Source organism: Teichococcus coralli, from assembly GCF_009829925.1.
Lineage (GTDB): Bacteria > Pseudomonadota > Alphaproteobacteria > Acetobacterales > Acetobacteraceae > Pseudoroseomonas > Pseudoroseomonas coralli.
In genome coordinates this window covers 62,675-84,225 of sequence record NZ_SNVJ01000005.1, presented here as the reverse complement: position 1 = coordinate 84,225, position 21,551 = coordinate 62,675, and the positions used below count along the sequence as shown (strand labels likewise).

At 71.7% G+C, this 21,551-nt stretch carries 17 protein-coding genes, 1 tRNA gene and 1 pseudogene; 13 read left to right on the top strand and 6 right to left on the bottom strand.

Annotation, left to right across the window (positions count from 1 at the left end; genetic code table 11):
* Positions 1–88: 88 nt before the first annotated feature.
* Positions 89–502 (bottom strand): annotated as a pseudogene (locus tag E0493_RS23280) (trigger factor); the annotation flags it as partial.
* A gap of 48 nt (positions 503–550) precedes the next feature.
* Positions 551–635: transfer RNA gene (locus E0493_RS07465), tRNA-Leu, on the bottom strand.
* Positions 636–772: 137 nt separating this feature from the next.
* On the opposite strand from E0493_RS07465, the gene E0493_RS07460 reads away from it, so the two are divergent.
* Positions 773–1,972: a pyridoxal phosphate-dependent aminotransferase gene (locus tag E0493_RS07460; protein WP_160936311.1), complete on the top strand. Its 1,200-nt coding sequence runs from the start codon at positions 773–775 to the stop codon at positions 1,970–1,972.
* Positions 1,973–2,101: 129 nt separating this feature from the next.
* Here the strand turns inward: E0493_RS07460 and E0493_RS07455 are convergent, their stop codons facing one another.
* Positions 2,102–3,391, bottom strand: a complete 1,290-nt coding sequence (locus tag E0493_RS07455; RefSeq protein WP_367614465.1) for a Gfo/Idh/MocA family oxidoreductase — start codon at positions 3,389–3,391, stop codon at positions 2,102–2,104.
* 188 nt (positions 3,392–3,579) lie between these two features.
* Here E0493_RS07455 and E0493_RS07450 point away from each other — a divergent pair, with 188 nt between their 5' ends.
* Positions 3,580–4,122 (top strand): P-loop NTPase family protein, encoded by a 543-nt coding sequence (locus tag E0493_RS07450; protein WP_160936310.1) that lies wholly within the window; start codon positions 3,580–3,582, stop codon positions 4,120–4,122.
* Positions 4,123–4,172: 50 nt separating this feature from the next.
* Here the strand turns inward: E0493_RS07450 and E0493_RS07445 are convergent, their stop codons facing one another.
* Complete coding sequence (locus E0493_RS07445) at positions 4,173–6,566, bottom strand: 1-deoxy-D-xylulose-5-phosphate synthase N-terminal domain-containing protein (RefSeq protein WP_160936309.1); 2,394 nt, start codon at positions 6,564–6,566, stop codon at positions 4,173–4,175.
* A gap of 139 nt (positions 6,567–6,705) precedes the next feature.
* On the opposite strand from E0493_RS07445, the gene E0493_RS07440 reads away from it, so the two are divergent.
* Positions 6,706–7,494 (top strand): EAL domain-containing protein, encoded by a 789-nt coding sequence (locus tag E0493_RS07440; RefSeq protein WP_235913641.1) that lies wholly within the window; start codon positions 6,706–6,708, stop codon positions 7,492–7,494.
* 40 nt (positions 7,495–7,534) lie between these two features.
* Here E0493_RS07440 and E0493_RS07435 read toward each other — a convergent pair whose 3' ends face one another.
* Together E0493_RS07435 and E0493_RS07430 are read right to left on the bottom strand one after the other, a co-directional pair.
* A complete protein-coding gene (locus tag E0493_RS07435; protein WP_160936308.1) occupies positions 7,535–8,932 on the bottom strand; it encodes a malonyl-CoA decarboxylase in 1,398 nt (465 codons plus the stop codon).
* A 76-nt stretch (positions 8,933–9,008) separates the two neighbouring features.
* Complete coding sequence (locus E0493_RS07430) at positions 9,009–10,457, bottom strand: NAD(P)H-hydrate dehydratase (protein WP_160936307.1); 1,449 nt, start codon at positions 10,455–10,457, stop codon at positions 9,009–9,011.
* Positions 10,458–10,695: 238 nt separating this feature from the next.
* Between E0493_RS07430 and E0493_RS07425 the strand changes: the two genes are divergently transcribed.
* The 10 genes from E0493_RS07425 (at position 10,696) to E0493_RS07380 (ending at position 21,406) form a co-directional block, all read left to right on the top strand.
* Positions 10,696–11,514, top strand: coding sequence for an ABC transporter ATP-binding protein (locus tag E0493_RS07425; RefSeq protein ID WP_202396978.1), 819 nt, complete (start codon positions 10,696–10,698; stop codon positions 11,512–11,514).
* Positions 11,515–11,632: 118 nt separating this feature from the next.
* Complete coding sequence (locus tag E0493_RS07420; RefSeq protein ID WP_160936306.1) at positions 11,633–12,439, top strand: ABC transporter permease; 807 nt, start codon at positions 11,633–11,635, stop codon at positions 12,437–12,439.
* 77 nt (positions 12,440–12,516) lie between these two features.
* Positions 12,517–13,290 (top strand): alpha/beta fold hydrolase, encoded by a 774-nt coding sequence (locus E0493_RS07415; protein ID WP_160936305.1) that lies wholly within the window; start codon positions 12,517–12,519, stop codon positions 13,288–13,290.
* 92 nt (positions 13,291–13,382) lie between these two features.
* Positions 13,383–14,729: a 3-carboxy-cis,cis-muconate cycloisomerase gene (gene pcaB, locus E0493_RS07410; RefSeq protein WP_160936304.1), complete on the top strand. Its 1,347-nt coding sequence runs from the start codon at positions 13,383–13,385 to the stop codon at positions 14,727–14,729.
* An 86-nt stretch (positions 14,730–14,815) separates the two neighbouring features.
* Positions 14,816–15,352 carry a hypothetical protein gene (locus tag E0493_RS07405; RefSeq protein ID WP_160936303.1) on the top strand — a complete coding sequence of 179 codons (537 nt, stop codon included), beginning with the start codon at positions 14,816–14,818 and terminating at the stop codon, positions 15,350–15,352.
* On the top strand, positions 15,349–15,864 hold the full coding sequence (locus E0493_RS07400) for a hypothetical protein (RefSeq protein WP_202396977.1): 516 nt from the start codon (positions 15,349–15,351) through the stop codon (positions 15,862–15,864). Before E0493_RS07405 ends, E0493_RS07400 begins: the two co-directional genes overlap by 4 nt.
* A 47-nt stretch (positions 15,865–15,911) precedes the next feature.
* Positions 15,912–18,446 carry a ligase-associated DNA damage response DEXH box helicase gene (locus tag E0493_RS07395; RefSeq protein WP_160936301.1) on the top strand — a complete coding sequence of 845 codons (2,535 nt, stop codon included), beginning with the start codon at positions 15,912–15,914 and terminating at the stop codon, positions 18,444–18,446.
* Between the two features lie 73 nt (positions 18,447–18,519).
* Positions 18,520–19,248 carry a ligase-associated DNA damage response endonuclease PdeM gene (gene pdeM, locus E0493_RS07390; RefSeq protein WP_160936300.1) on the top strand — a complete coding sequence of 243 codons (729 nt, stop codon included), beginning with the start codon at positions 18,520–18,522 and terminating at the stop codon, positions 19,246–19,248.
* Positions 19,245–20,672: a cryptochrome/photolyase family protein gene (locus E0493_RS07385; protein ID WP_160936299.1), complete on the top strand. Its 1,428-nt coding sequence runs from the start codon at positions 19,245–19,247 to the stop codon at positions 20,670–20,672. Before pdeM ends, E0493_RS07385 begins: the two co-directional genes overlap by 4 nt.
* Complete coding sequence (locus E0493_RS07380) at positions 20,669–21,406, top strand: metallophosphoesterase (RefSeq protein WP_160936298.1); 738 nt, start codon at positions 20,669–20,671, stop codon at positions 21,404–21,406. Before E0493_RS07385 ends, E0493_RS07380 begins: the two co-directional genes overlap by 4 nt.
* Positions 21,407–21,551: the final 145 nt, after the last annotated feature.

The window sequence follows — 21,551 nt, the reverse complement described above, 5'->3', positions numbered from 1 at the left end:
TGACCACCACGTCGCCCGTCGCGGCGGGGCGCGCCTCGGTCACGTCCTCCAGGTCGCGGTTGCGGGCGGCGATGCCTTCGAGCGCCTTGGTGACTTCCTCGTCGCCCACCTTCGCCACCGGCTTCTCCAGCTCGATGGTCGAGAAGTCCGGCAGCGGGATCTCGGGAAGCTGCTCCAGCTCGATCTTGAACTCGAGGTCGGCGCCCTCGGCGAAGTTCACCAGCTCCACCTTGGGCTGCATCGCCGGGCGCAGGCCACGTTCGTCCACCACGTTCTTGGTGGCGGACTGCACCTGCTCCTCCAGCACCTCGCCCATGATGGCGGAGCCGTAGCGCTGCTTCACCACGCCCATCGGCACCTTGCCGGGGCGGAAGCCGGGCAGGCGGATGTCCTTGGCGAGCGACGTCAGGCGCTGATCGCGCGCCGCGGCGATATCCGCCGCCGGAACCACCACGGTAAAGGCCCGCTTCAGCCCCTCGGCTGCCAGCTCGGTCACCTGCATCGCCACACCACGCTCCTGAAGAGAATCCATAAACGGCCGGCAGTCCCATGGTGCGGGCGGAGGGACTTGAACCCCCACGGCTTGCGCCACTGGAACCTAAATCCAGCGTGTCTGCCAATTCCACCACGCCCGCATGCCGAAGGCCCGGCGCTCCTTAAGCCGGCGCGTTTAGCGCAGCGGGCGCCGCTTTGAAAGGGTGGCCTCGCCCGGCGGGCGGCTTGCGCGCCCCCCGGCGCGGCGGCACACAGGCCGCTCGCCCTGGAGACCCGCATGAACACCAGCCCCGGCACCCCGCACGCTTCCTCCCCCTTCGAGGACCTGCCCGAGCGGATCCGCAGCCTGCCGCAGAACCAGATCGCCGAGATCGCCTATCTCGGCCTGGAAGACCCGGAGGTGATCAAGCTCTGGGTCGGCGAGGGCGACCTGCCGACGCCCGACTTCGTCACCGAGGCGGCGGCCGCGGCCATGCGGGCGGGCCACACCCGCTACACCTACTCGCTCGGCCTTCCCCGCCTGCGCCAGGCGCTCTCGGATTATCACCGCCGCCATTGGGGCGTGGAGGTGCCGGCGGAGCGCTTCAGCGTCACCGTCGGCGGCATGAACGCCATCATGCAGGCCATGCAGGCCGTGCTCAGCCCGGGCGACGAGGTGATCTTCCCCACCCCGCACTGGCCCAACATGGCCGAGGCGGTGAAGGTGGTGGGCGCCACCCCGGTGCCGGTCGCGCTGCGCCAGGACGCCGCCGGAACCTTCCGGCTGGACCTGGCCGATATCGAGGCCGCCCTCACCCCGCGCACCCGGATGATCGCCATCAATTCGCCGGCCAACCCGACGGGCTGGGTGATGCCCAAGGCGGAGATGCTGGCGCTGCGCGACCTCGCCGCCGCGCGGGGCCTCTGGATTCTCTCCGACGAGGTCTACAACCACTTCACCTATGGCAACGCCATCGCTCCCTCTTTCCTGGAAATTTGTGGCGCCACGGATAAACTGCTGGTCACCAACACCTTCTCGAAAAACTGGGCGATGACGGGCTGGCGCGCCGGCTGGCTGGTCTTCCCGGAAGGGCTGGCGCCGGTCTTCGACAATCTCGGCCAGTACAACACCACCAGCATTCCGACCTTCCTGCAGCACGCCTGCATTGCCGCGCTGGAGCAGGGCGATGACTTCATCCGCACCATGGTCGGCCGCTGCCAGGAGAGCCGGCGCATCTTCCTGGAGGGATTCGCCAAGCTGCCGAACATCACCGTGCAGCCGCCGGAGGGCAGCTTCTACCTGATGCCTTCCGTGGCCGGCGTCACCGACTCCCGCGCGCTCGCCGTCCGGCTGCTGCGCGAGGCGAAGGTCGGCGTGGCACCCGGCACCGCCTTCGGCCCTGCCGGCCAGGGCAAGCTGCGGATCTGCTTCGCCGTTAACCCGGCGCTGGCCGAGGAGGCGATGCGGCGCCTGACCGCCTTCTTCCGCAAGGGATAGGAGCCGCCTTTCCGGGCAGGGCGGCCTAGAGCATTTTCCGTTCGCACTGGCTCACGGGAAACGCTCTAGCCGTTTGATTTGACGAGCATCTTCACCCGTCCCGATGATGCCATCTGAACGGGATCTGCTCTAGTTCGCCTCCGGCTCCGGCCCGCGGGTCGCATCCGGCGCTCCCGCGGGCGGTAGGCTCACCGGCGTGCCGGTCCGGGCGCTCTCATAAAGCGCTTCCATGATCCGGTGGTCCTGCAGCCCCTCGTCGCCCGGCGTGCGTGGCACCCTGCCGGACAGCACGCACTCCGCCATGTGGTCGATCTCCTCGGCGAACTGGTTCTTCTGCCCGAGGCGGATTTCCTCCACCCTCTCGGCCTTGCCCTCGCGCCGGGCCAGCCGGAGCGACTGGCCCTCATAGGCAAAGGCATCGTCCACCGCGACCCAGCCCTTCTGCAGGTTCAGCCGCAGGTCCTTGCATTCGTGCGCACCATAGCTGGCGGCGCAGCTCGCCATCAGCCCGGACGGGAAGCGCAGCATGAACGCGATGCTTTCCTCGACTTCTCGCCAGCGTGGGTCACCCGGCGTGCTGTGGATGCGGGCAAACACCTCCACCGGCTCCTCGCCGCTGTAGAATCGGGCGGCGTTCAGACCGTAGAGCCCGATATCGGGCAGCGCCCCACCGCCGGCCATGGCCCGCTTGAACCGCCATTGGTCCACCTCCCCTTGCACCTGGGTGTTCACCGCCTCGATGAAGCGCGGCGCGCCCAGTTCGCCGGAGCGCAGCAGTTCGGTGGCGCGGCGGTTGTAGGGCTCGTACTGGCAGCGATAGGCCACCATCAGCGTGACGCCGGAATCGCGGCAGGCGGCGACCATTTCCTCAGCCTCGGCGGCCGAGTTGGCCATCGGCTTCTCGCAGAGCACGTGCTTGCCTGCCTTGGCGGCGCGCAGGGTGAACTCGCGATGCATGCCGTTGGGCAGCACGATGTAGACCGCCCCGACTTCCGGATTGTCGCGGATGCTGTCGAATTCGCCGTAGCCGTAGATGGCCTCGGGCCGGATGCCGTGCTGCGCCGCCACCGCCTGCGCCTTCTTGGGCGTGCCGGAGACCAGCGCCACCGGCCTCGCCCGTTTGCATTGCGCGAAGGCGGGCATGATCCGTTCCAGCGAAAGCCTGCCCAGGCCGACCACGGCGAAGCCCACCCGCTTTCCCGGCGGCAGCGGCGCCGGCGGTGGCGGCGAGGGGCGGTCCGCCTCGCCCTTCCAGTTCGGGAAGGTGACGCGGCCGTTCTCGACCTGGCCGATATCGGCTGGCGCTGGCGGGACCGGACCGGCGGCGAGGGCCGGCCGCGCCAGCCCGGCGCCGAGCAGCCCGACGGCGCCACCGCTCACAAGGCCGCGTCGGGACAGTGGAAGGAGCGTTGTGGTCACGGGCAGCGTTTCCTGGCGGGATGGAGGCCCACGGCCAGGAGGCGGCGCGCTGCGGGCGCGGGCGAACCAGGCGCGGGGCAAGGCGGCAGAGCCGCGTTCCGCAAGGCAAAAAGCCTCGGCGACGGCACGGTTGCCTCGCCGGTGGATGGCGATCCATCCTGCGGCGCAACCCGCCTCCGGAGACCTGCATGCGTGTCGTGGTGATCGGCATTTCCGGGGCCGGCAAGAGCACGCTCGCCCGCGCGCTCGCCGAGGGCCTGGATGCCCCGCATGTGGAACTGGACGCCCTGCACTGGGACGCCGGCTGGACGCCCGCCGCGCCGGACGTCTTCGCCGCCCGCGTTGCCGCCGCCACCGCGGGCCCCGCCTGGGTGGTGGATGGCAACTACAGCGCCGTCCGCCCCTTCCTCTGGGGCGGTGCCACGCACCTGGTCTGGCTGGACTACGAGCGCCTGCCGATCATGCTGCGGGTCGTTCGCCGCTCGGTGTCGCGGGCGCTCGGCCGGCAGGAGCTCTGGAACGGCAACCGCGAGGACTGGCGCAGCTGGTGGCGCGCCAGCCACCCGATCCGCTGGGCCTGGAGCCAGTGGCGTGGCCGCCGGGCCAGCCTGGAGGCGGTGCTTGAGGGGGGAGCCCACGGCCATCTCCGCGTGCTGCGGCTGCGCCACCCGCGCGAAGCGGATGAGGCGATTGGCGCGCTGCTTGCCGAGGCCAGGCGGAGCGGTGGCTGACGCCGTCACCCCGGCGGAGGTGCAGGGAGCAGCCCCCCCCCTGCGGGCGCTCAACCCTCCAGCAGCGCCTGGGCGCAGGCATCAAGAATGGCGTCCGTGTCCAGGCCATATTCCCGGAAGAGGTCGGGAATGTCGCCGGACTGCCCGAAGCGGTCCACCCCAAGCGGAACCACGCGATGCCCGCGCACCGCGCCGAGCCAGCTATGCGCCGCGGGATGCCCGTCCAGCACGGAGACGATCGCCGCGCCGGGCGCCAGCGGCGCCAGCAGCCGCTCCACGGGCGAGAGCGCCCCGCCTGGCCCCTGCCGCGCCGCACGCCGGGCCTTCAGCCAGCCATCATGCAGCCGGTCCGGCGAAGTGATGGCGAGCAGCCCCGCGCCCGGCTCCTCCTCGCGCAGCGCCTCGAAGGCGGCCCAGGCCTCGGGCGCCACCGGGCCCTGGTAGGCGATGGCGATGCGCGCGCCGGGCTCCGGCGGCACCGCCCAGTAGCCGCCCTCGATCACCGCCGCGGCGTCGAGGCTCCGCTCCGGCTGCGGCACGCCGCGGGTGGAAAGCCGCAGCCAGACCGCCGAGCCGTCGGGCTGCTGCATGTGGTGGAAGGCGTGCCGCAGCAGGATCGCCAGCTCGTCGGCGTGGGACGGCTCGTAGGCGACGAGCCGGTCCTGGGCCATGCCGATCAGCGGCGTGTTGACGCTCTGGTGCTGCCCGCCCTCCGGCGCCAGGGAAAGCCCCGACGGGGTGGAGACCAGCAGGAAGCGCGCATCCTGGTAGCAGGCGTAGATCAGCGCATCGAGGCCGCGGTTGACGAAGGGGTCATAGACCGTGCCGACCGGCAGCAGCCGCGCCCCGTGCATGCGGTCGGCGAGGCCGAGCGCGCCGAGCACCAGGAACAGGTTCTGCTCGGCGATGCCCAGCTCGATGTGCTGCCCCTTGGGCGACATGCCCCAGCGCTGCGCCGAGGCGACCTTGGCGTCGCGGAACACGTCGTTCTTCAGGTGCCGGTCGAAGATGCCGCGCCGGTTCACCCAGGGGCCGAGATTGGTGGAGACCGTCACGTCCGGGCTGGTGGTGACGACGCGCTCGGCGAGCGGCGCCATCTCCTTCCCGCCGCGGCCGATTTCCGCCATCAGCTCGCCGAATGCGGCCTGGGTGGAAAGGGTGCGGTTCGGCGGCAGGCGCGCGGGGGGCAGCCGATCCGGCACCGGAACGTAGGGTGCGGCGAGGCTGCGGCCCTCGGCCGTCAGGGGCTGCGCGAAGGGCAGCTGCGCGAGGAAGGCGCGCAGCTCCGCCTCGGGGATGTCCAGCCCCTCGAACAGGTCCCATTCATGGCCGGGGCGGATGCGCATCTCCTCGCGGAAGGCCTGCATCTGCTCCTTGGTCATCAGCCCGGCATGGTTGTCCTTGTGCCCGGCGAAGGGCAGGCCCATGCCCTTCACGGTATAGGCGATGAAGCAGGTCGGCTGGTCGCCGGCCGCCTCCTGGGCGCGGAACGCCTCGGTCAGCGTCTCAACGTCGTGGCCGCCGAGGTTGGTCATCAGCGCGCCGAGTTCCTCGTCGGTCAGCGGGTCGATGATGGCGCGGATGCCGGGCACCCGGCCCAGCTCGGCCAGCAGCGCGCTGCGCCAGGCGGCGCCGCCCTGGAAGGTCAGCGCGGCGTAGAGGCTGTTCGGGCAGTCGTCGATCCAGCGGCGCAGGTGCTCGCCCTCCTCGCGGGCGAAGGCGGCCTCCAGCTTGCGCCCGTATTTCAGGATGACGACGTTCCACCCCATGTCGCGGAACAGCCCCTCGATGCGGCCGAAGAGCCGGTCCGGCACCACGGAATCGAGGCTCTGGCGGTTGTAGTCCACCACCCACCAGACGTCGCGGACGTCGTGCTTCCAGCCCTCCAGCAGGGCCTCGTAGATGTTGCCCTCGTCCAGCTCGGCATCGCCCACGATGGCGACGTGGCGGCCATGCGGCAGCTCCGGCCGCCCCAGCTCGTGCAGCCGCACGTAGTCCTGCACCAGCGAGGCGAAGCTGGTCATCGCCACGCCCAGGCCGACGGAGCCGGTGGAGAAGTCCACCTCCGGCCCGTCCTTCACCCGGCTCGGATAGGGCTGGATGCCGCCGAAGGCGCGCAGGGTTGAGAGCTTCTCGCGCTCCTGCCGGCCCAGAAGGTAGTTCACGGCGTGGAAGACCGGCCCGGCATGCGGCTTCACCGCCACCCGGTCCTGCGGGCGAAGGATGTCGAAGTAGAGCGCCGTCATGATCGCCGCGACGGAAGCGGAGGAGGCCTGGTGGCCGCCCACCTTCAGCCCGTCGCGGTTCGGCCGGATATGGTTGGCGTGGTGGATGGTCCAGGCGGAAAGCCAAAGAAGCTTGCGTTCCAGCGCCCGCAGCAGCCGCAGCCGGTGAGCCGGGTCGTCATCGGCGCGCAGGGCGCGCGGATCGGGCGTTGCGTTCATCGGCTTCCCCTCATTACCCGCAGTCTTGGACGGCCCTAGCCTATGAGCGAAGGGCTGGCGGACCAAGGCTCGCGTCATTTATCTTTCATTATCGTGCGTCACGCAGTCTACGGCCGCCAATAGCCGGAGATTTGCCGCCTTGGACCTCCTGGACGCCCCATCCGCCGAGCCCAAACCGGCCTGCGCCGCCTGCCGCGACGGCAGCGCCACCCTTCCGCCGCTTTCGATGGCGTTCCAGCCGATCCTTCGCTGCTCGGCCGAAGGCGGCACGTCCATCTATGCCTACGAGGCGCTGGTGCGGGGGCCAAACGGCGAGGGTGCCGGCAGCGTGATGTCCCAGGTCACCGACCGCAACCGCTACCTGTTCGACCAGACCTGCCGGGTCCGCGCCATCGAGATGGCCAGTGCCCTCGGGCTGGGCGGAACTGCAGCGGCGCTCTCCATCAACTTCATGCCCAATGCCGTCTACGAGCCGCGCGCCTGCATCCGTGCCAGCCTGGCGGCCGCAGGCCGGGCCGGGCTGGCGCATAACCGGCTGGTCTTCGAGTTCACCGAGAACGAGGCGATGCGGAACCCGGAGCACCTGCTCCGCATCCTGGCCTGCTACCGCGAGATCGGCTTCCGCACCGCGATCGACGATTTCGGCGCCGGCTACTCCGGCCTTGGCCTGCTGGCTGAGTTTCAGCCGGATACCGTCAAGCTCGACATGGCCCTCGTGCAAGGCCTGGATCGGGACCGGGTCCGCCGGATCATCCTGCGCCATGTCCTGGCGCTGTGCACGGAGCTGGATATCACCGTGGTGGCCGAGGGGGTGGAGACGCGTGACGAGTTCCAGGCGCTGCGCGACCTCGGCATCACGCTGTTCCAAGGCTACCTGATCGGGCGGCCGGGATTCGAGCAGCTCCCGGCCGCGCTGCTTCCGGCCTGAGCAGGCAGGACACCCGCCCCGCCCGACCTGGCGCCCGGCCTCAGAGCACGCTGCGCGCCAGCCTGCGCAGCGCCGGCGCGGCTGGCCGGTTGCCCTCGCCGACATAGGTTTCGTGATAGCTCTCGATTCGTGCGGGGTCGTAGAGATAGTTCACCATGAAGCCGAGGCTCTCGCGGATGCCCTTGTCCGAGATGTCGCCGCGCCAGCAGGCGCGCTCCACCCGCGCGCCGTTGGACAGGTGGAAATGGCCCACCGGGTCGAGCGCCCGGCGGCCGCGCTTGCCGGTCTCGACCAGCAGGTAACGGGCGCAGAGCCGCGTCAGCACCGGCTCGGCCTTGCCGCTCCAGACCTCGGAGAGCGGGCGGCGGCTGGCCAGCAGGGCACGGAGCGCGGCATGGCCGTCCGCCAGGCCGGAAGCCTCGGTGAGCAGCTTGTCCTCGTCCTCAGAAAGCAGGTTGGGCTGCGGCTCGATAAGCTGCTCCTCCAGCCACCGCCGGAAGCCTGGGATCGGCGACAGGGTGGAGAAGGCCTTCAGGTTCGGGAATTCCTCGGAGAGCAGCGTCACCACGCGCTTGATCAGGAAGTTGCCGAAGGAGATGCCGTCCAGCCCGCGCTGGCAGTTGTTGATGGAATAAAAGATCGCGGTATCGGCCTCGCGCGGGTCCTGCACCGGCGCCTTCTCGTCCAGCAGCTTCTGCACGGAGGCGGCCAGGCCCTTCACCAGCGCCACCTCAACGAAGATCAGCGGCTCCTCCGGCATGCGCGGATGGAAGAAGGCGTAGCAACGGCGGTCGGAGTCGAGCCGGTTCTTGAGGTCGCGCCAGGTGCGGATGCGGTGCACCGCCTCGTAGCCCACCAGCTTCTCCAGAAGCGCGGCGGGCGATTGCCAGTCGATCCGGCGCAGTTCCAGGAAGCCGAGATCGAACCAGTTGGCCAGCAGGCCGCGCAGGTCGGCCTCCAGCGCCATCAGCATGGGGTCCCGCCCCATCATCCGCATCAGGTCGGCCCGCAGGTTGACCAGGAACTTCACCCCGTCGGGGATGGTGGAGAACTGCGTCAGCAGCCGCAGCCGCGGCGGCTCCAGCATGCGGCGCAGGCGCGCCTTGGCGGCGGCGCGGGCGGCGACGTCCGGCGCGGCGCTGACCTCGCGCATCGCCGCCTCCACCGCCGCCGGGTCCGAGTCGAAATTCGCCAGCGCCCGGAAAAAGGCCAGCCGCCCCGCCTCGTCCAGCTGCGTATAGGATTGCGCGAGGCTGGCCGCGCGGTTGCGCATCGAGATCTCGCCGCCGCGGGCTTCCAGGCAGGCGCGCATCCGCGCCTCCCAGGAGGCATCCTCGGCCGGGCCGGAGACCGAGGAAGCCATGTCGCGCCAGAGCAGCGCGACGCGCTTCAGCGCCCGGTCGAACAACCCGGCTTCCGCTACGGCGACGTCTGACATGGTGCCTCCTACAGCCTGCCCGGCGCGGTCCGGAACTGAAACTCCGCGAAATATATGGTGATAACCATGCCTCAGCCTAGGGTCGTGAGGAAAGCACGGAGGCGAGACTCACGCCGATTTCCGCCATGAAATCCTCGGGCAGCAGCGGCGCGCCCGCTGGGCGTCCGCCCAATGCCCGCTCCGCCGCCGCGCCATGCAGCCAGACGCCGGCGCAGGCGGCCTCGAAGGGTGCCATGCCCTGCGCCAGCAGCCCGGCGATCATGCCGGCCAGCACGTCGCCGCTGCCCGCCGTGGCCAGCGCGGGTGGCGCGTTGTCGCTGATGGCGGCGCGCCCATCCGGCGCGGCGATGATCGTGTCCGCGCCCTTCAGGACGGCAACCGCTGAAAGCCTGGCGGCCGCCGCGCGCACCGCCGCCAGCCGGTCCTCGCCGGGCGCCCCGAAGACCCGGGCGAACTCGCCGGCATGCGGGGTGAGAACGCTGACGCCATGCAGCGCCTCCGGCTTTCCCGCCGCCGCCGTGAGCGCACCGCCATCCGCCACAACCTGCCGCCCTGCATCCACCACGCGGCGCAGCAGGTCCCGCGTCGCCGGCGTGGCCGGCAGGCCGGGGCCGAGCACCCAAACATTGCGGCGCTCGTCGCCCAGCAGCGCGGCGGGTGCCTCCTCCGCCACCATCAGCCCCGGCTCGCCCGAGCGCAGCAGCATGGCGGTGGCGCGGTCCGGCGCGGCAAGGCTGACGAGTCCCGCCCCCGCGCGCCGTGCCGCGCCTGCCGCGAGCCGCGCCGCCCCGGTCAGCGCCGCGCCCGCCGGGACGGTGACGTGGCCAAGGCTGAACTTGTGGCTCTCCGGCGGCCGGACCGGGAGACGCCACAAGCCAGGGCCGTTGTGAAACGTGCTTGGCGCGATTTCGGCGAGCACCGAATCCGGCAGCCCGATCTGCGCCAGCTCCAGCCGGCCGCAGAGCGACCGCCCCGGGAGCAGCAGATGGCCAGGCTTGCGGCGGAAGAAGGTGACGGTCAGCGCGGCCTGCGGCGCGTAGCCCATCGGCTGGCCGGTGGCGCCGTCCAGGCCGGAGGGCACGTCCACGGCGACAAGCGGCGCACGCGCGGCCTGCAGCACGTGCACCACGGATGCCTCCAGCGGCCGCGCCAGGCCGGCGCCGAACAACGCGTCGATGACCAGTCCGGCGCGCGCCACCTCTTCGGCGGCGAAGGGCACCATCGGCCCCCGCCAGCGCGTCGCGGCGCCGGCGGCGTCGCTGCCCGGTCGCGGCGGGGCCAGTGCGGCGATCGCAACCGGCCAGCCCGCCTGTTCCAGCAGCCGCGCGGCGACATAGCCGTCGCCGCCATTGTTCCCCGGCCCCGCCAGCACCAGCACGCGGCATGGCCGGAACCGGGCGCGGACGGCGCGCGCCACCGCCGCGCCCGCCGCCTGCATCAGCGTCGGGCCAGCCATGCCGGCCGCCATGGCCACGCGGTCGGCGCGGCCCATTTCGTCGGGCGCAAGAAGTTCGAGAGGGGTCATGCGGGAAGGCTAGAGCGGCTTGTGCAATCCGGGGAACTCACCACGGAGCGGTATGTTGCGCAGCTTTCCCCAGGCGGAACGGAACGCCCTTCTGCCTTCCTTGTGGGCCCGATGCCTGAGGGAGAGGCACTGGCGGCACCGCAGCGGCGTCTCAGGTCCCTTCCCCCACGCTGTTGCGCTTGCTTTCTCCCCTTCCCGCTTGGCACTTGAGGCACGGCAGGCGCGGGGAGTGCAGGGCATGGCGGCCATGGAGAGGGCCTTCGTCGAGATTGACGGCGTTTCGATGCGCTATGGCGGCGCGGAAGGCACGCTGGCCCTGCAGGACACCACGCTCTCCGTCCGGCGCGGCGAGTTCGTCGCCGTGGTCGGCCCGTCGGGCTGTGGCAAATCCACGCTGATGAAGCTCGTCAGCGGCCTCTGGCCGAGCAGCGCCGGCAACGTGGTGGTCGCCGGGCAGGAGGTGGACCGGCCGCTCTCCGTGGTCGGCATGGCCTTCCAGAACCCCACATTGCTGCCCTGGCGCACCATCCTCGGCAACGTGATGCTGCCGCTGGAAGTGGTGGAGCCGCACCGCCGCCGCCTGCGCGCCGAGCGCGCCGCCTACGAGGCGAAGGCGCGCGGCCTGCTGGCCATGGTGGGCCTTTCCGGCTTCGAGAAGAAGTTTCCGTACCAGCTCTCGGGCGGCATGCAGCAGCGCGCCAGCCTCTGCCGCGCGCTGATCCATGATCCGCAGCTCCTGATGCTGGACGAGCCCTTCGGCGCGCTCGACATCTTCACCCGCGAGGATCTCTGGGTGCAGTTCCAGGAGGTCTGCCTGCAGCTCAAGCCCACCGTCATCCTGGTGACGCATGACCTGAAGGAGGCTGTCTTCCTGGCCGACCGCGTGCTGGTGATGTCCTCCCGGCCGGGCCGCATCCTGGCCGAGCGCCGCATCCCTTTTCCGCGCCCGCGCAGCCTGGACGACACCTACCGGCAGGACTTCCAGGACCTCGTGCATGAGCTCCGCAACCACATCAACGCCGCCCGCAAAGGCGAGGAGATCGCCGATGCCGCGTGACGCCACCCCCTCTCCACCGCCCTCTGGTCTCCCGCCCTCTGGTCCCCCATCCTCTGGGCCCCCATCCTCTGGGCCCCGGCCGCGCCGCGGCGACGCCAACGCCCGCCGCGTGGAGGCCATGGCGGCCGCCGCCCGCCGCCGCCGCCGGCTGCAGACGCTGCTGCCCTGGCTGATCATCGGCGCCACCTTCCTGCTCTGGGAGGTGCTGGTGCGCGGATTGCAGGTGGACGCGTTCATCCTGCCCGCCCCCTCCGCCATCGCCGCCAGCATGGTGCAGTGGTGGCAGCCGCTGCTGGTGAACGCCTGGCAGACGCTGATGACAACGCTGGTCGGCTTCGGCCTCGCCATCGTCTTCGGCCTGGCGCTGGGCGTCGCCATCGGCAGTTCCACCCTGCTCTACCATGGGCTCTACCCGCTGCTGATCGGCTTCAACTCGGTGCCCAAGGTGGCGGTGGTGCCGATCCTGGTGATCTGGTTCGGCATCGGCACCGTGCCGGCCATCATCACCGCCTTCCTGATCAGCTTCTTCCCCATCGTGGTCAACGTCGCCACCGGGATCGCCACGGTGGAGCCGGAACTGCGCGACGTGCTGCGCGCCCTCGGCGCCCGGCCGCTCGACATCATCCGCAAGGTCGGCCTGCCGCGGGCGATGCCCTACTTCTTCGCCTCGCTGAAGATCGCCATCACCGTGGCCTTTGTCGGCTCCATCCTGGCGGAGACGGTCGGCTCCAACGCGGGCATCGGCCAGCTCATGCTGGTGGCGAGCAGCCGCTTCGACGTGCCGCTGGTCTTCGCCGGGCTGATGGTCACCGCCGTCATGGGCGTCGCGATGTACGCCGTGGCCGCCGCCATCGAGGCGCGCACCACCGGTTGGGCGACGCGGGGCCAGGCCGAGCAGCAGGTCTCCGGCCTCACCGGCGGCTGATCGCGGCAGGAGGAAGGCTTGACCTCGACCGGCCGGGAAGCGACGGTCCTCCCGAAAGGCAGTGGGGTTACCCAGGCATGTTCCTCCGGATCGCGGACCATCTCGTGCACTGCGTGGTGGAGGGGCGCGCCGACGCACCGGCGCTTCTGCTGCTGCACTCCATCGGCACGACGCAGAACGTCTGGGACCCGCAGGCGGAGGCGCTGGCGCGCCGATTCCGCGTCATCCGCCCGGACCTCCGCGGCCACGGCCTGAGCGGCGTGAGCCCGGGCGAGTATTCGATGCGGGGGCTGGCGCAGGACGCCGTGGCGCTGCTCGACGCCCTTGGCGTCGCGCAGGCCCATGTGGCGGGGCTCTCGATCGGCGGGCGGGTCGCGCTGCAGCTCGCCGCCGACGCGCCCGACCGTGTGGCGTCGCTGCTGCTCATCGACACCGCCCTCGACTTTCCCGATCCGGTCACCTGGCAGGCGCGCATCGAGGCGGTGCGAGCCGGAGGCACGCAGGTGCTCGCCGATGCGGTCATGCCGCGATGGGTGGCGCATCCGGAGGCACCGGCGGGAGAAGGCCTGCGCTGGATGCTCCTGCGCACGGACCGGACGGGCTATGCCGCCGCCGCCGCCGCCCTGCGGGACGCGCGGGCCGATGAGGTGCTCGGCCGGATCAGGGCGCCGGCCACGGTGATGATCGGCGAACTCGACCCCGTGGTGCCGGCCGAGGCCACGGCCGCGCTTTGCGCGGCCATTCCCGGCGCCCGCCTCGTCACCCTCCCCGGCACCCGCCACATCCCGAACTACGAGGCGCCCGAGGCGCTGGCCGCAGCCATGATGGCGCATCTCGAAGCCCGGGCGTAAGACCAGGCTGCGCCAGCTGGAGCGCAGGCAACCTCGGGGTTCCGGCGGGGTTGCAGCCAGAGCGTGCTGGATTCCAGGGAGGGCCGACCCCGATGCTGTCCGTCAATCCGGCCGATGGAGCGGTGCTTTCCGTCCTTTATGGCACCGATGCGATGCGCATGGTGGTGGGCGAGCGGGCGTTCCTTGCGCAGATGCTGGCGGTGGAGGCGGCGCTCGCTCGTGCCGAGGCACGGCTCGGCATCATCCCCGAGGAGGCCGCCAGCGCCATCACGGAAGCCGCCGCCGTGGAGAGGCTGGACCTCCCTGCCCTGGCGCGCGCGACGCGCGTCGCCGGCTATCCGGTGATCGGCCTGGTGCGGCAACTCGCCGCCCTCGCGGGCACGGAGGCCGGCCGCTGGGTGCATTGGGGTGCCGCCACGCAGGACATCATCGACACCGCGGTCGTGCTGCAGATACGCGAGGCCTTCGTGCTGCTCGCCACCGATCTCGACCGGCTGAACGCCACCCTGGCGGGCCGCGCGCGCGAGCATCGCGGCACGGTGATGGCCGGGCGCACGCACCTGCAACAGGCGCTGCCGGTCACCTTCGGCTACAAGTGCGCCGTCTGGCTTTCGCCGCTCCTCACCATGCGGCAAAGGCTGGAACAGCTTCTTCCGCGCGTGCTCAAGCTGCAGTTCGGCGGCGCGGCGGGCACCCTCGCCTCCCTTGGCGGGCGCGGCATCGCCGTCGCCGAGGCGCTGGCGCGGGAGCTTGACCTTGCCGCGCCCGACATACCCTGGCACGCGGCGCGCGATTCAATGGCCGAGACGGCCTGCTTTCTCGGCCTGCTGGCCGGCGCCCTGGGCAAATTCGCCAGCGATGTCATGCTGCTGATGCAGACCGAGGTCGCCGAGGTCGCGGAACCCTACAGCCCCGGCCATGGCAGCGCTTCCTCCATGCCGCAGAAGCGCAACCCGGTCAGTTGCGAATACGTCATCGCGCAGGCGCACAGCGTGCAGACGCTGGTGCCGCAGATGCTTGGTGCCATGGGCGTGGATCAGGAGCGCGGCGCCGGCCCCTGGCAGACGGAGCCCCTGGCCTTGCCGCAGGCCTTCACCCTGGCGCATGGGGCGCTGGTGCAGGCGCTCACCATCGCCGAGGGGATGACCGTGGACGCCGCCCGCATGCGCAGCAACCTTGAGGCCAGTGGCGGCCTGATCATGGCCGAGGCGGTGATGATGGGGCTGACCCCGATGCTTGGCCGTGGCGGCGCGCACGAGGCTGTGGCCCGCGCCTGCGACGCGGCCCTCGCCGAGCGCGTCACCCTTGCCGAGGCGCTGGGCCGCGACAGCTGCGTGACCGCGGTGCTGGACGCCGAATCGCTTGCCCGGTTGACCGATCCCGCCAGCTACCTGGGAAGCGCCGCCGCCTTCACCGACCAGGTGCTCGCGCGCCTGTAGCCGCCTCGGTGACGCTTTCGGGGTTTGCCCCCCGCCGCCCCTGTGCCAGACAGGAAGGGCGTGATCGAAGGGAGCACCTCCTTGGCATGAAGCCTGTCCTGCTGCTGGGCGCCTTGCTGGCGCTGCCGGGCTGCAACGCCTTCCTCAGCGAAGGCACGGCCGACCTAGCCGGCCTCGCCGGCGCCGCGATCTCCACGGCAGTGACCGATAACGGCGCGGTGGCCGCCGGCATCGGCCTCGGCGTACAGTCAGTGGCGCGGGCCGGGCTGCAATATACCCAGCGCACCCTTCAGCGCGCCGAGCAGGACAGCATCGCTTCCGCCGCCGGCCCGCTGTCCGTGGGTCAGGTGGCGAGCTGGTCCATCGCCCACACCGTGCCGATCACCGACGATCACCAAGGCCAGGTCACCGTCAGCCGCGACATCGGCGGGCTCGGCCTGAGTTGCCGCGAGATCGTCTTTTCCGTCGAGACGGTCATGCGCCCGCAGCCCGGCGCGGCAGCCGCCGCTCCGCCCAAGGCGCCGGACCGCGGCTTCTATACCGCCGTGATCTGCCGCAACGGCGCGCAGTGGAAATGGGCCAGCGCGGAGCCCGCGACCGAACGATGGGGCGCGCTGCAGTGAGCCGCCGCCACGCTCTGATGGCACTGGCGCTGCTGGCCGCCGGCTGCGGAAAAGGCGGCGAGCTGACCAGCGGCGGCGGGGAAGTTGCCGGCACCATCGGCGGCATCACGGTGGGCGGGCTCACCAGCAATCCGGCGATCGGCTATGCGATCGGCCTCGGTATCCGCACCGCGGTCAGTGCCGCCCTGTCGAGCTGGTTCCGCGGCCTGCGCCATGACGAGCAGCAGGCCATCGCAGCCACGGCCGGGGACATGCAGCCAGGTGAGAGCCGCGCCTGGAAGATCGACCACGGCCTGCCCTTCGGCTACCAGAACCTCGAAGGCCAGATGGAGGTCACCCGGGTAATCGAGAACCCGCTCGCCAACTGCCGCGAGGTGCTGTTCTCCGTCGCCGGCGACAAGCCCACCGACCCGCCGGCGGGCCTCTTCATCACGACCGCCTGCAGGCAGGCGGAAGGCTGGCAGTGGGCCGCCGCCGAACCGGCGGTGGAGCGCTGGGGCGCGTTGCAGTAGCCCGAGGCTTGGCAGCACGCGGTGCGAGGGCCATATCCGCCGCGCCCATGGGAACATTGCCAGAACCTTTTGAAAGCTGGTTCGCCGCGCGTGGCTGGCGGCCCCGCCCGCATCAGCTCGCCATGCTGGAGGCCGCGGAAGCCGGCCGTTCCGCATTGCTCATCGCCCCCACCGGCGGCGGCAAGACGCTGGCCGGTTTCCTGCCCAGCCTGATCGAGCTGCATCGCGAGCCCCGCCCCGGCCTGCACACGCTTTATGTGTCGCCACTGAAAGCCCTTGCAGTCGACATCGCCCGCAACCTGTTGACGCCGGTCGAGGAGATGAGCCTCGGCATCACCGTGGAGACGCGCACCGGCGATACGCCCGCCAACCGTCGCGCCCGCCAGCGCGCGCAGCCGCCGCAGATCCTGTTGACCACGCCGGAGAGCCTGACCCTGCTGCTTTCCCTTCCGGATGCCGGGGAGATGTTCGGCGGCCTCGCCCGCGTGGTGGTGGACGAGGTGCATGCGCTGGCCGGCAGCAAGCGCGGCGACCAGCTCGCCCTTTGCATGTCCCGCCTTTCGCGGCTGGCGCCGGGAATGCGGCGCTTCGGCCTCTCCGCCACGGTCGCGCATCCCGCGGCCATCGCCGCCTGGGTGGCGGAGGATGCACGGCCGGATTCGGTACGGCTGGTGCGGGCCATGGGCGGCGCGGCACCGGCGCTGGACATCGTGTTGCCCGCGGGCCGGCTGCCCTGGGGCGGGCATATGGGCCTCGCCTCGATGCCGGAGGTCTACGAGGCACTGAAGGGTGCCGGTGTGACCATCATCTTCGTCAACACGCGTGCCCAGGCGGAACTCTGCTTTCAGGCGCTGTGGCGGCTGAACGAGGACAACCTGCCGATCGCCCTGCACCACGGCTCGCTGACCGTCGAGCAGCGCCGCAAGGTGGAGGCGGCGATGGCGGCGGGGAAGCTGCGGGCCGTGGTGGCCACCGCCTCGCTCGACCTCGGCATCGACTGGGGCGCGGTGGACCAGGTGATCCAGGTCGGCGCGCCCAAGGGCGTGGCGCGGCTGTTGCAGCGCGTCGGCCGCGCCAACCATCGGATGGACGAGCCCTCCCGCGCCCTGCTGGTGCCGGCCAACCGCTTCGAGGTGGTGGAGTGCCGCGCCGCCATCGAGGCCGTGGCGGCGGGCGACGTTGATGGCGAGCCGCCCCGCCCCGGCGGGCTGGACGTGCTGGCGCAGCACATCCTGGCCATGGCCTGCCACGCTCCCTTCCACCCGGACGATCTCTTCGCCGAGGTGACGCGCGCCGCCCCCTATGCCGCCCTCGCCCGCCGCGACTTCGACGACACGCTGCGCTTCGTCGAGGATGGCGGCTACGCCCTCACCGCCTATGAGCGCTTCCGCAAGCTGTTCCGCGACAGCGAGGGGATGATCCATGTGCGCTCCACCCAGGTGGTGCGGCAGTTGCGGATGAACCTCGGCACCATTGTCGAGACGCCGCTGCTCAAGGTGCGGCTGCGCGGCGGCCCCGTGCTGGGCGAGGTGGAGGAATGGTTCGTCTCCACCCTCCAGCCCGGCGACAACTTCATGTTCGCCGGCCAGCTGCTGCGCTACGAGCGGCTGGACCCCACCGCGGTCGTCGTCTCGCCGGGTGGCGAGGGCGAGCCGCGCGTGCCGGCTTATGGCGGCTCCAAGCTGCCGCTGACCACCGACCTCGCGCGCCGCGTGCGCGCCATCCTCTCGGAGCCGCGCCGCTGGCGGGAGCTGCCGCCGCCGGTGCAGGAATGGCTGCGGCTCCAACGCCACGCCTCGGAACTGCCGCCGCGCGAGGGGCTGCTGATCGAGACCTTCCCGCATCGCGGCCGGTGGTTCCTGGTCGCTTACTGCTTCGAGGGGCGGCTGGCGCACCAGACCCTTGGCATGTTGCTCACCCGGCGGATGGAGCGCATGGGCTTCGGCCCGCTTGGCTTCCTCGGCACCGACTACGTGCTGGCCACCTGGTCCGCCTTTCCGCCGGAGGACATGGCGCACCTCTTCGCCGAGGACCTGCTGGGAGAGGAATTGGAGGAATGGATGGCGGACAGCTCCATGCTGCGCCGCTCCTTCCGCAACATCGCCACCATCGCCGGGCTGCTGGAGAAGCACCATCCCGGCCAGGAGAAGTCCGGGCGGCAGATGACCATGTCGGCCGACCTGATCTACGACGTGCTGCGCAAGCACGACCCGCAGCACATCCTGCTGCGCGCCACCCGCGCCGAGGCGGCGGCCGGCCTCACCGATGTCGGCCGCATCGGCGCGCTGCTGGCCCGCGTCAAGGGACGCATCCGGCACCGCACGCTGGACCGCGTCTCGCCGCTGGCCGTGCCCGCACTGATCGAGGAGGGGCGCGAATGGGTCGCCGGCAATGCCGAGGACGCGCTGCTGGCCGAGGCCGAGGCGCTGGTGGAGGAGGCGACCGGCGGCACCGAGCACTTCACCGGGACGCTGGGACTGGAGATGCTGGCTTCCCACCCGGCACCCCGCCCGCCGCGGGAGCGCGGCCCCCGCCGCCCGCCGCGCCATGCCCGCCAGCGCCTGCGGCACGGCGCCGTCTGAGTCCGCCAATCCGCCGGCGGCGTGAAAACGCCCCTTCCCGCTTCGCCTTCCGTCCGGTAACGCACGCAAAGCAATGATTTCCGCGCCCCTGCACCTGGCCGGCGAACGCCTGGCCCTCGATCCGGCGGGCGTGCTGTTCTGGCCCGCCCGGAAGCTGCTCGCCGTCTCTGACCTGCACCTGGAGAAGGGCAGCCACTTCGCCGCCCGCGGCCGCTTCGTCCCGCCCTATGACACGCGCGAGACGCTGGCCCGCCTCGCTCCGCTGCTGCGGCGCTATGCGCCGGCGCATCTGGTCTTCCTCGGCGACAGCTTCCATGACGCGGCCGGCGCCGCGCGGATGCCCGCCGCCGAGCGCGCCACCCTGCGGCAGGCGCTGGACGGGCGGGAGGTCACGTGGGTGCTCGGCAACCACGACCCCCTGCCGCCCGAGGCGCTGCCCGGCGAGGCGGTGGAGGAGTTGCGCCTCGGCCCGCTGGTGTTCCGCCACCAGGGCATCCCCGGCAGCGCCGCCGGTTTCGAGCTGAGCGGCCATTTCCACCCCAAGGCCAGCATGGCCACCCGCTGCGGCGCGGTGACGCGGCCCTGCTTCATGACCGACGCGCGCCGCATCCTGCTGCCCTCCTTTGGCGCCTATACCGGCGGGCTGGCGATCACCGAGGCACCCGTGGCCGCGCTCTTTCCGCGCGGCGGCCGCGCCTTCCTGCTCGGCAAGGAGCGGCTGTTCAGCATGGCGGTGGGGCCGATGAAGCACCTGGCCGCTGCCCTGACGAGGTCGCCCGCCGAACCCACATCCTTCGCATGACCGACGCCCCGACCCTGCTCTGGCTGCGCCAGGACCTCCGCCTCGCCGACAACCCCGCGCTGCACGCGGCTGGCGCGGGGCGGGTGCTGCCGGTCTTCGTGCTGGATGACGCGGCGGCCGGCCGTTGGGCGACGGGCGCCGCGGCGCGCTGGTGGCTGCACCACAGCCTGGCCAGGCTGGGCGCCGCCCTGGCGGAGCGCGGGGCGCCCCTGCTGCTGCTGCGCGGCGATGCCCGCCGGGTGATTCCCGCGCTGGCTGCCCGGACCGGCGCGGCGGCGGTGCATGCCGGACGGCACCATGCCCCCTGGGCACGGGCGCGCGACGCCGCGGTGGCCGGGGCGCTGCAAGCCGAGGGCCGGCGCCTGGAGCTGCATGAGGGTGCGCTGCTGGTGGAGCCGGAACGGCTGCGCAACGGCCAGGGCCGCCCCTATGCCATCTACGCCCCATTCGCCCGGGCGGTGATGGCACTGGGCGAGCCGGCGCCGCCCCTGCCCGCGCCGCGCCGGCTGAACGGCATCAAGCCACCCGAGGCCGGGCTGAAGCTGGATGAGCTCGGCCTGCTGCCGCGCCGCGCCTGGGCCGCGGCCTTTCCGGACTTCTGGACGCCGGGCGAAGCCGGCGCCCAGGCGCGGCTTCGCGGCTTCCTGGAGGATGCCGCCGGCGACTACGACAGAGGCCGCGACATTCCCGGCGAGGACGGCACCTCCCGCCTTTCCCCGCACCTCCATTGGGGCGAGCTTTCCCCCCGCCAGGTGTGGCACGCGGCGGCGCCGCACAGCGGCCCGCAGGGCGGGCGCGGCACCTTCCTGCGGGAGATCCTCTGGCGCGAGTTCAGCCACCACCTGCTCTGGCACCGCCCCGAGCTGCCGGAGCAGCCGCTGCGCCGCACCTATGCCAGCTTTCCCTACCAGCCTGACCGCGCGCTGCTGCGCGCCTGGCAGCGGGGCCGCACCGGCTACCCGATCGTGGATGCCGGGATGCGCCAGCTCTGGCGGCACGGCTGGATGCACAACCGGGTGCGGATGATCGCGGCCAGCCTGCTGGTGAAGCAGTTGCTGCAGCCCTGGTGGGACGGCGCCGCCTGGTTCTGGGACACGCTGGTGGACGCCGACCTCGCCAACAACAGCGCCAACTGGCAGTGGGTGGCGGGCTGCGGCACCGACGCCACGCCCTATTTCCGCATCTTCAACCCGGTGCTGCAGGGCCGGAAGTTCGACAGCGGCGGCGCCTATGTCCGCGCCTTCGTGCCCGAGCTGGCCCGCCTGCCGGACCGCTGGCTGCACGAGCCCTGGTCCGCCCCGGCGCCGGTGCTGCGCGAAGCCGGCGTCGTGCTCGGCCGCGACTATCCTGCCCCGGCGGTCGCGCCCGAATCCGGCCGCGCCCGCGCCCTCGCCGCCCTGCGGGGCATGAAGGCCGCCGAATGAGCCAGTCCCCTGCCGAGCTGCTCCACCGGCTCCGCCATGACTTCGCCGGGCTGCGGGTGGTCGGTGACGTGCATGGCGACGCCGCGAGCTTCTCCGCTGCGCTGGCCGGCGCGCAGGAGAAGCGCCTCTTTGTGCTGCAGCTCGGCGACCTCACCGATCGTGGCCCGGACAGCGCCGAGGCGTTGCGCCTCGCCTTCGCCATGCGCGCGGAGCGGCGCGGCCTCTTCCTGCTCGGCAACCACGACCATAAGCTGCGGCGTGCCCTGGCAGGCGCCGTGGTCCGGCCTGACCCGGACGGGCTGGGCGTCACGCTGGCGCAACTCGAGGCCGCGCCGGACGGGGTTGCGCTGAGGGCACGCGCGCTTGAGGAGATCAGCCACGCTCCGGCCTGGCTGCGGCTCGGCCCCTGGCTCTTCGTGCATGGAGGCTTCCATCCGCGCATGCTGCGCGAGCCCTCCCCGCCGGATGCCGGCCTGCGCAAGCCCGAGGGGCTGGTGCCGCGCGCCCTGTTCGGCCAGGTGACCAGCCGCACACGGCTCGACGGCTACCCCGAGCGGCTGCATAGCTGGGTGCACCGCATTCCCTCCGGCATCACCGTCTATTGCGGGCATGAGATGCGCAGCCTGAACGGGCGACCCTTTGTCGCCGTTTCCGCCGCGGGTGGACGCGCCGTGTTCCTCGACACCGGCGCGGGCAAGGGCGGGCATCTCTCCTGGATCGACCTGCCATGGTGACCGCCCTGCGCCGGCGGAGACGACGAAGCGGGGTGCTGTCCGCAGGAAGCCAGGGGCGCGGCCGACCGTGAGGGCGGTGACGGCGTCGGCGCAAACCGGCGTGTGGTCCGCCGGATGCGAGAACCGCGAAGGCCGGCAAGTGCGG

Coding starts and splice junctions, on each gene's coding strand:
- E0493_RS07460 (WP_160936311.1), top strand. CDS start 773: ATGAACACCAGCCCCGGCACCCCGCACGCTTCCTCCCCCTTCGAGGAC.
- E0493_RS07450 (WP_160936310.1), top strand. CDS start 3,580: ATGCGTGTCGTGGTGATCGGCATTTCCGGGGCCGGCAAGAGCACGCTC.
- E0493_RS07445 (WP_160936309.1), bottom strand. CDS start 6,566: ATGAACGCAACGCCCGATCCGCGCGCCCTGCGCGCCGATGACGACCCG.
- E0493_RS07435 (WP_160936308.1), bottom strand. CDS start 8,932: ATGTCAGACGTCGCCGTAGCGGAAGCCGGGTTGTTCGACCGGGCGCTG.
- E0493_RS07430 (WP_160936307.1), bottom strand. CDS start 10,457: ATGACCCCTCTCGAACTTCTTGCGCCCGACGAAATGGGCCGCGCCGAC.
- E0493_RS07425 (WP_202396978.1), top strand. CDS start 10,696: ATGGCGGCCATGGAGAGGGCCTTCGTCGAGATTGACGGCGTTTCGATG.
- E0493_RS07420 (WP_160936306.1), top strand. CDS start 11,633: ATGGCGGCCGCCGCCCGCCGCCGCCGCCGGCTGCAGACGCTGCTGCCC.
- E0493_RS07415 (WP_160936305.1), top strand. CDS start 12,517: ATGTTCCTCCGGATCGCGGACCATCTCGTGCACTGCGTGGTGGAGGGG.
- pcaB (WP_160936304.1), top strand. CDS start 13,383: ATGCTGTCCGTCAATCCGGCCGATGGAGCGGTGCTTTCCGTCCTTTAT.
- E0493_RS07405 (WP_160936303.1), top strand. CDS start 14,816: ATGAAGCCTGTCCTGCTGCTGGGCGCCTTGCTGGCGCTGCCGGGCTGC.
- E0493_RS07395 (WP_160936301.1), top strand. CDS start 15,912: ATGGGAACATTGCCAGAACCTTTTGAAAGCTGGTTCGCCGCGCGTGGC.
- pdeM (WP_160936300.1), top strand. CDS start 18,520: ATGATTTCCGCGCCCCTGCACCTGGCCGGCGAACGCCTGGCCCTCGAT.
- E0493_RS07385 (WP_160936299.1), top strand. CDS start 19,245: ATGACCGACGCCCCGACCCTGCTCTGGCTGCGCCAGGACCTCCGCCTC.
- E0493_RS07380 (WP_160936298.1), top strand. CDS start 20,669: ATGAGCCAGTCCCCTGCCGAGCTGCTCCACCGGCTCCGCCATGACTTC.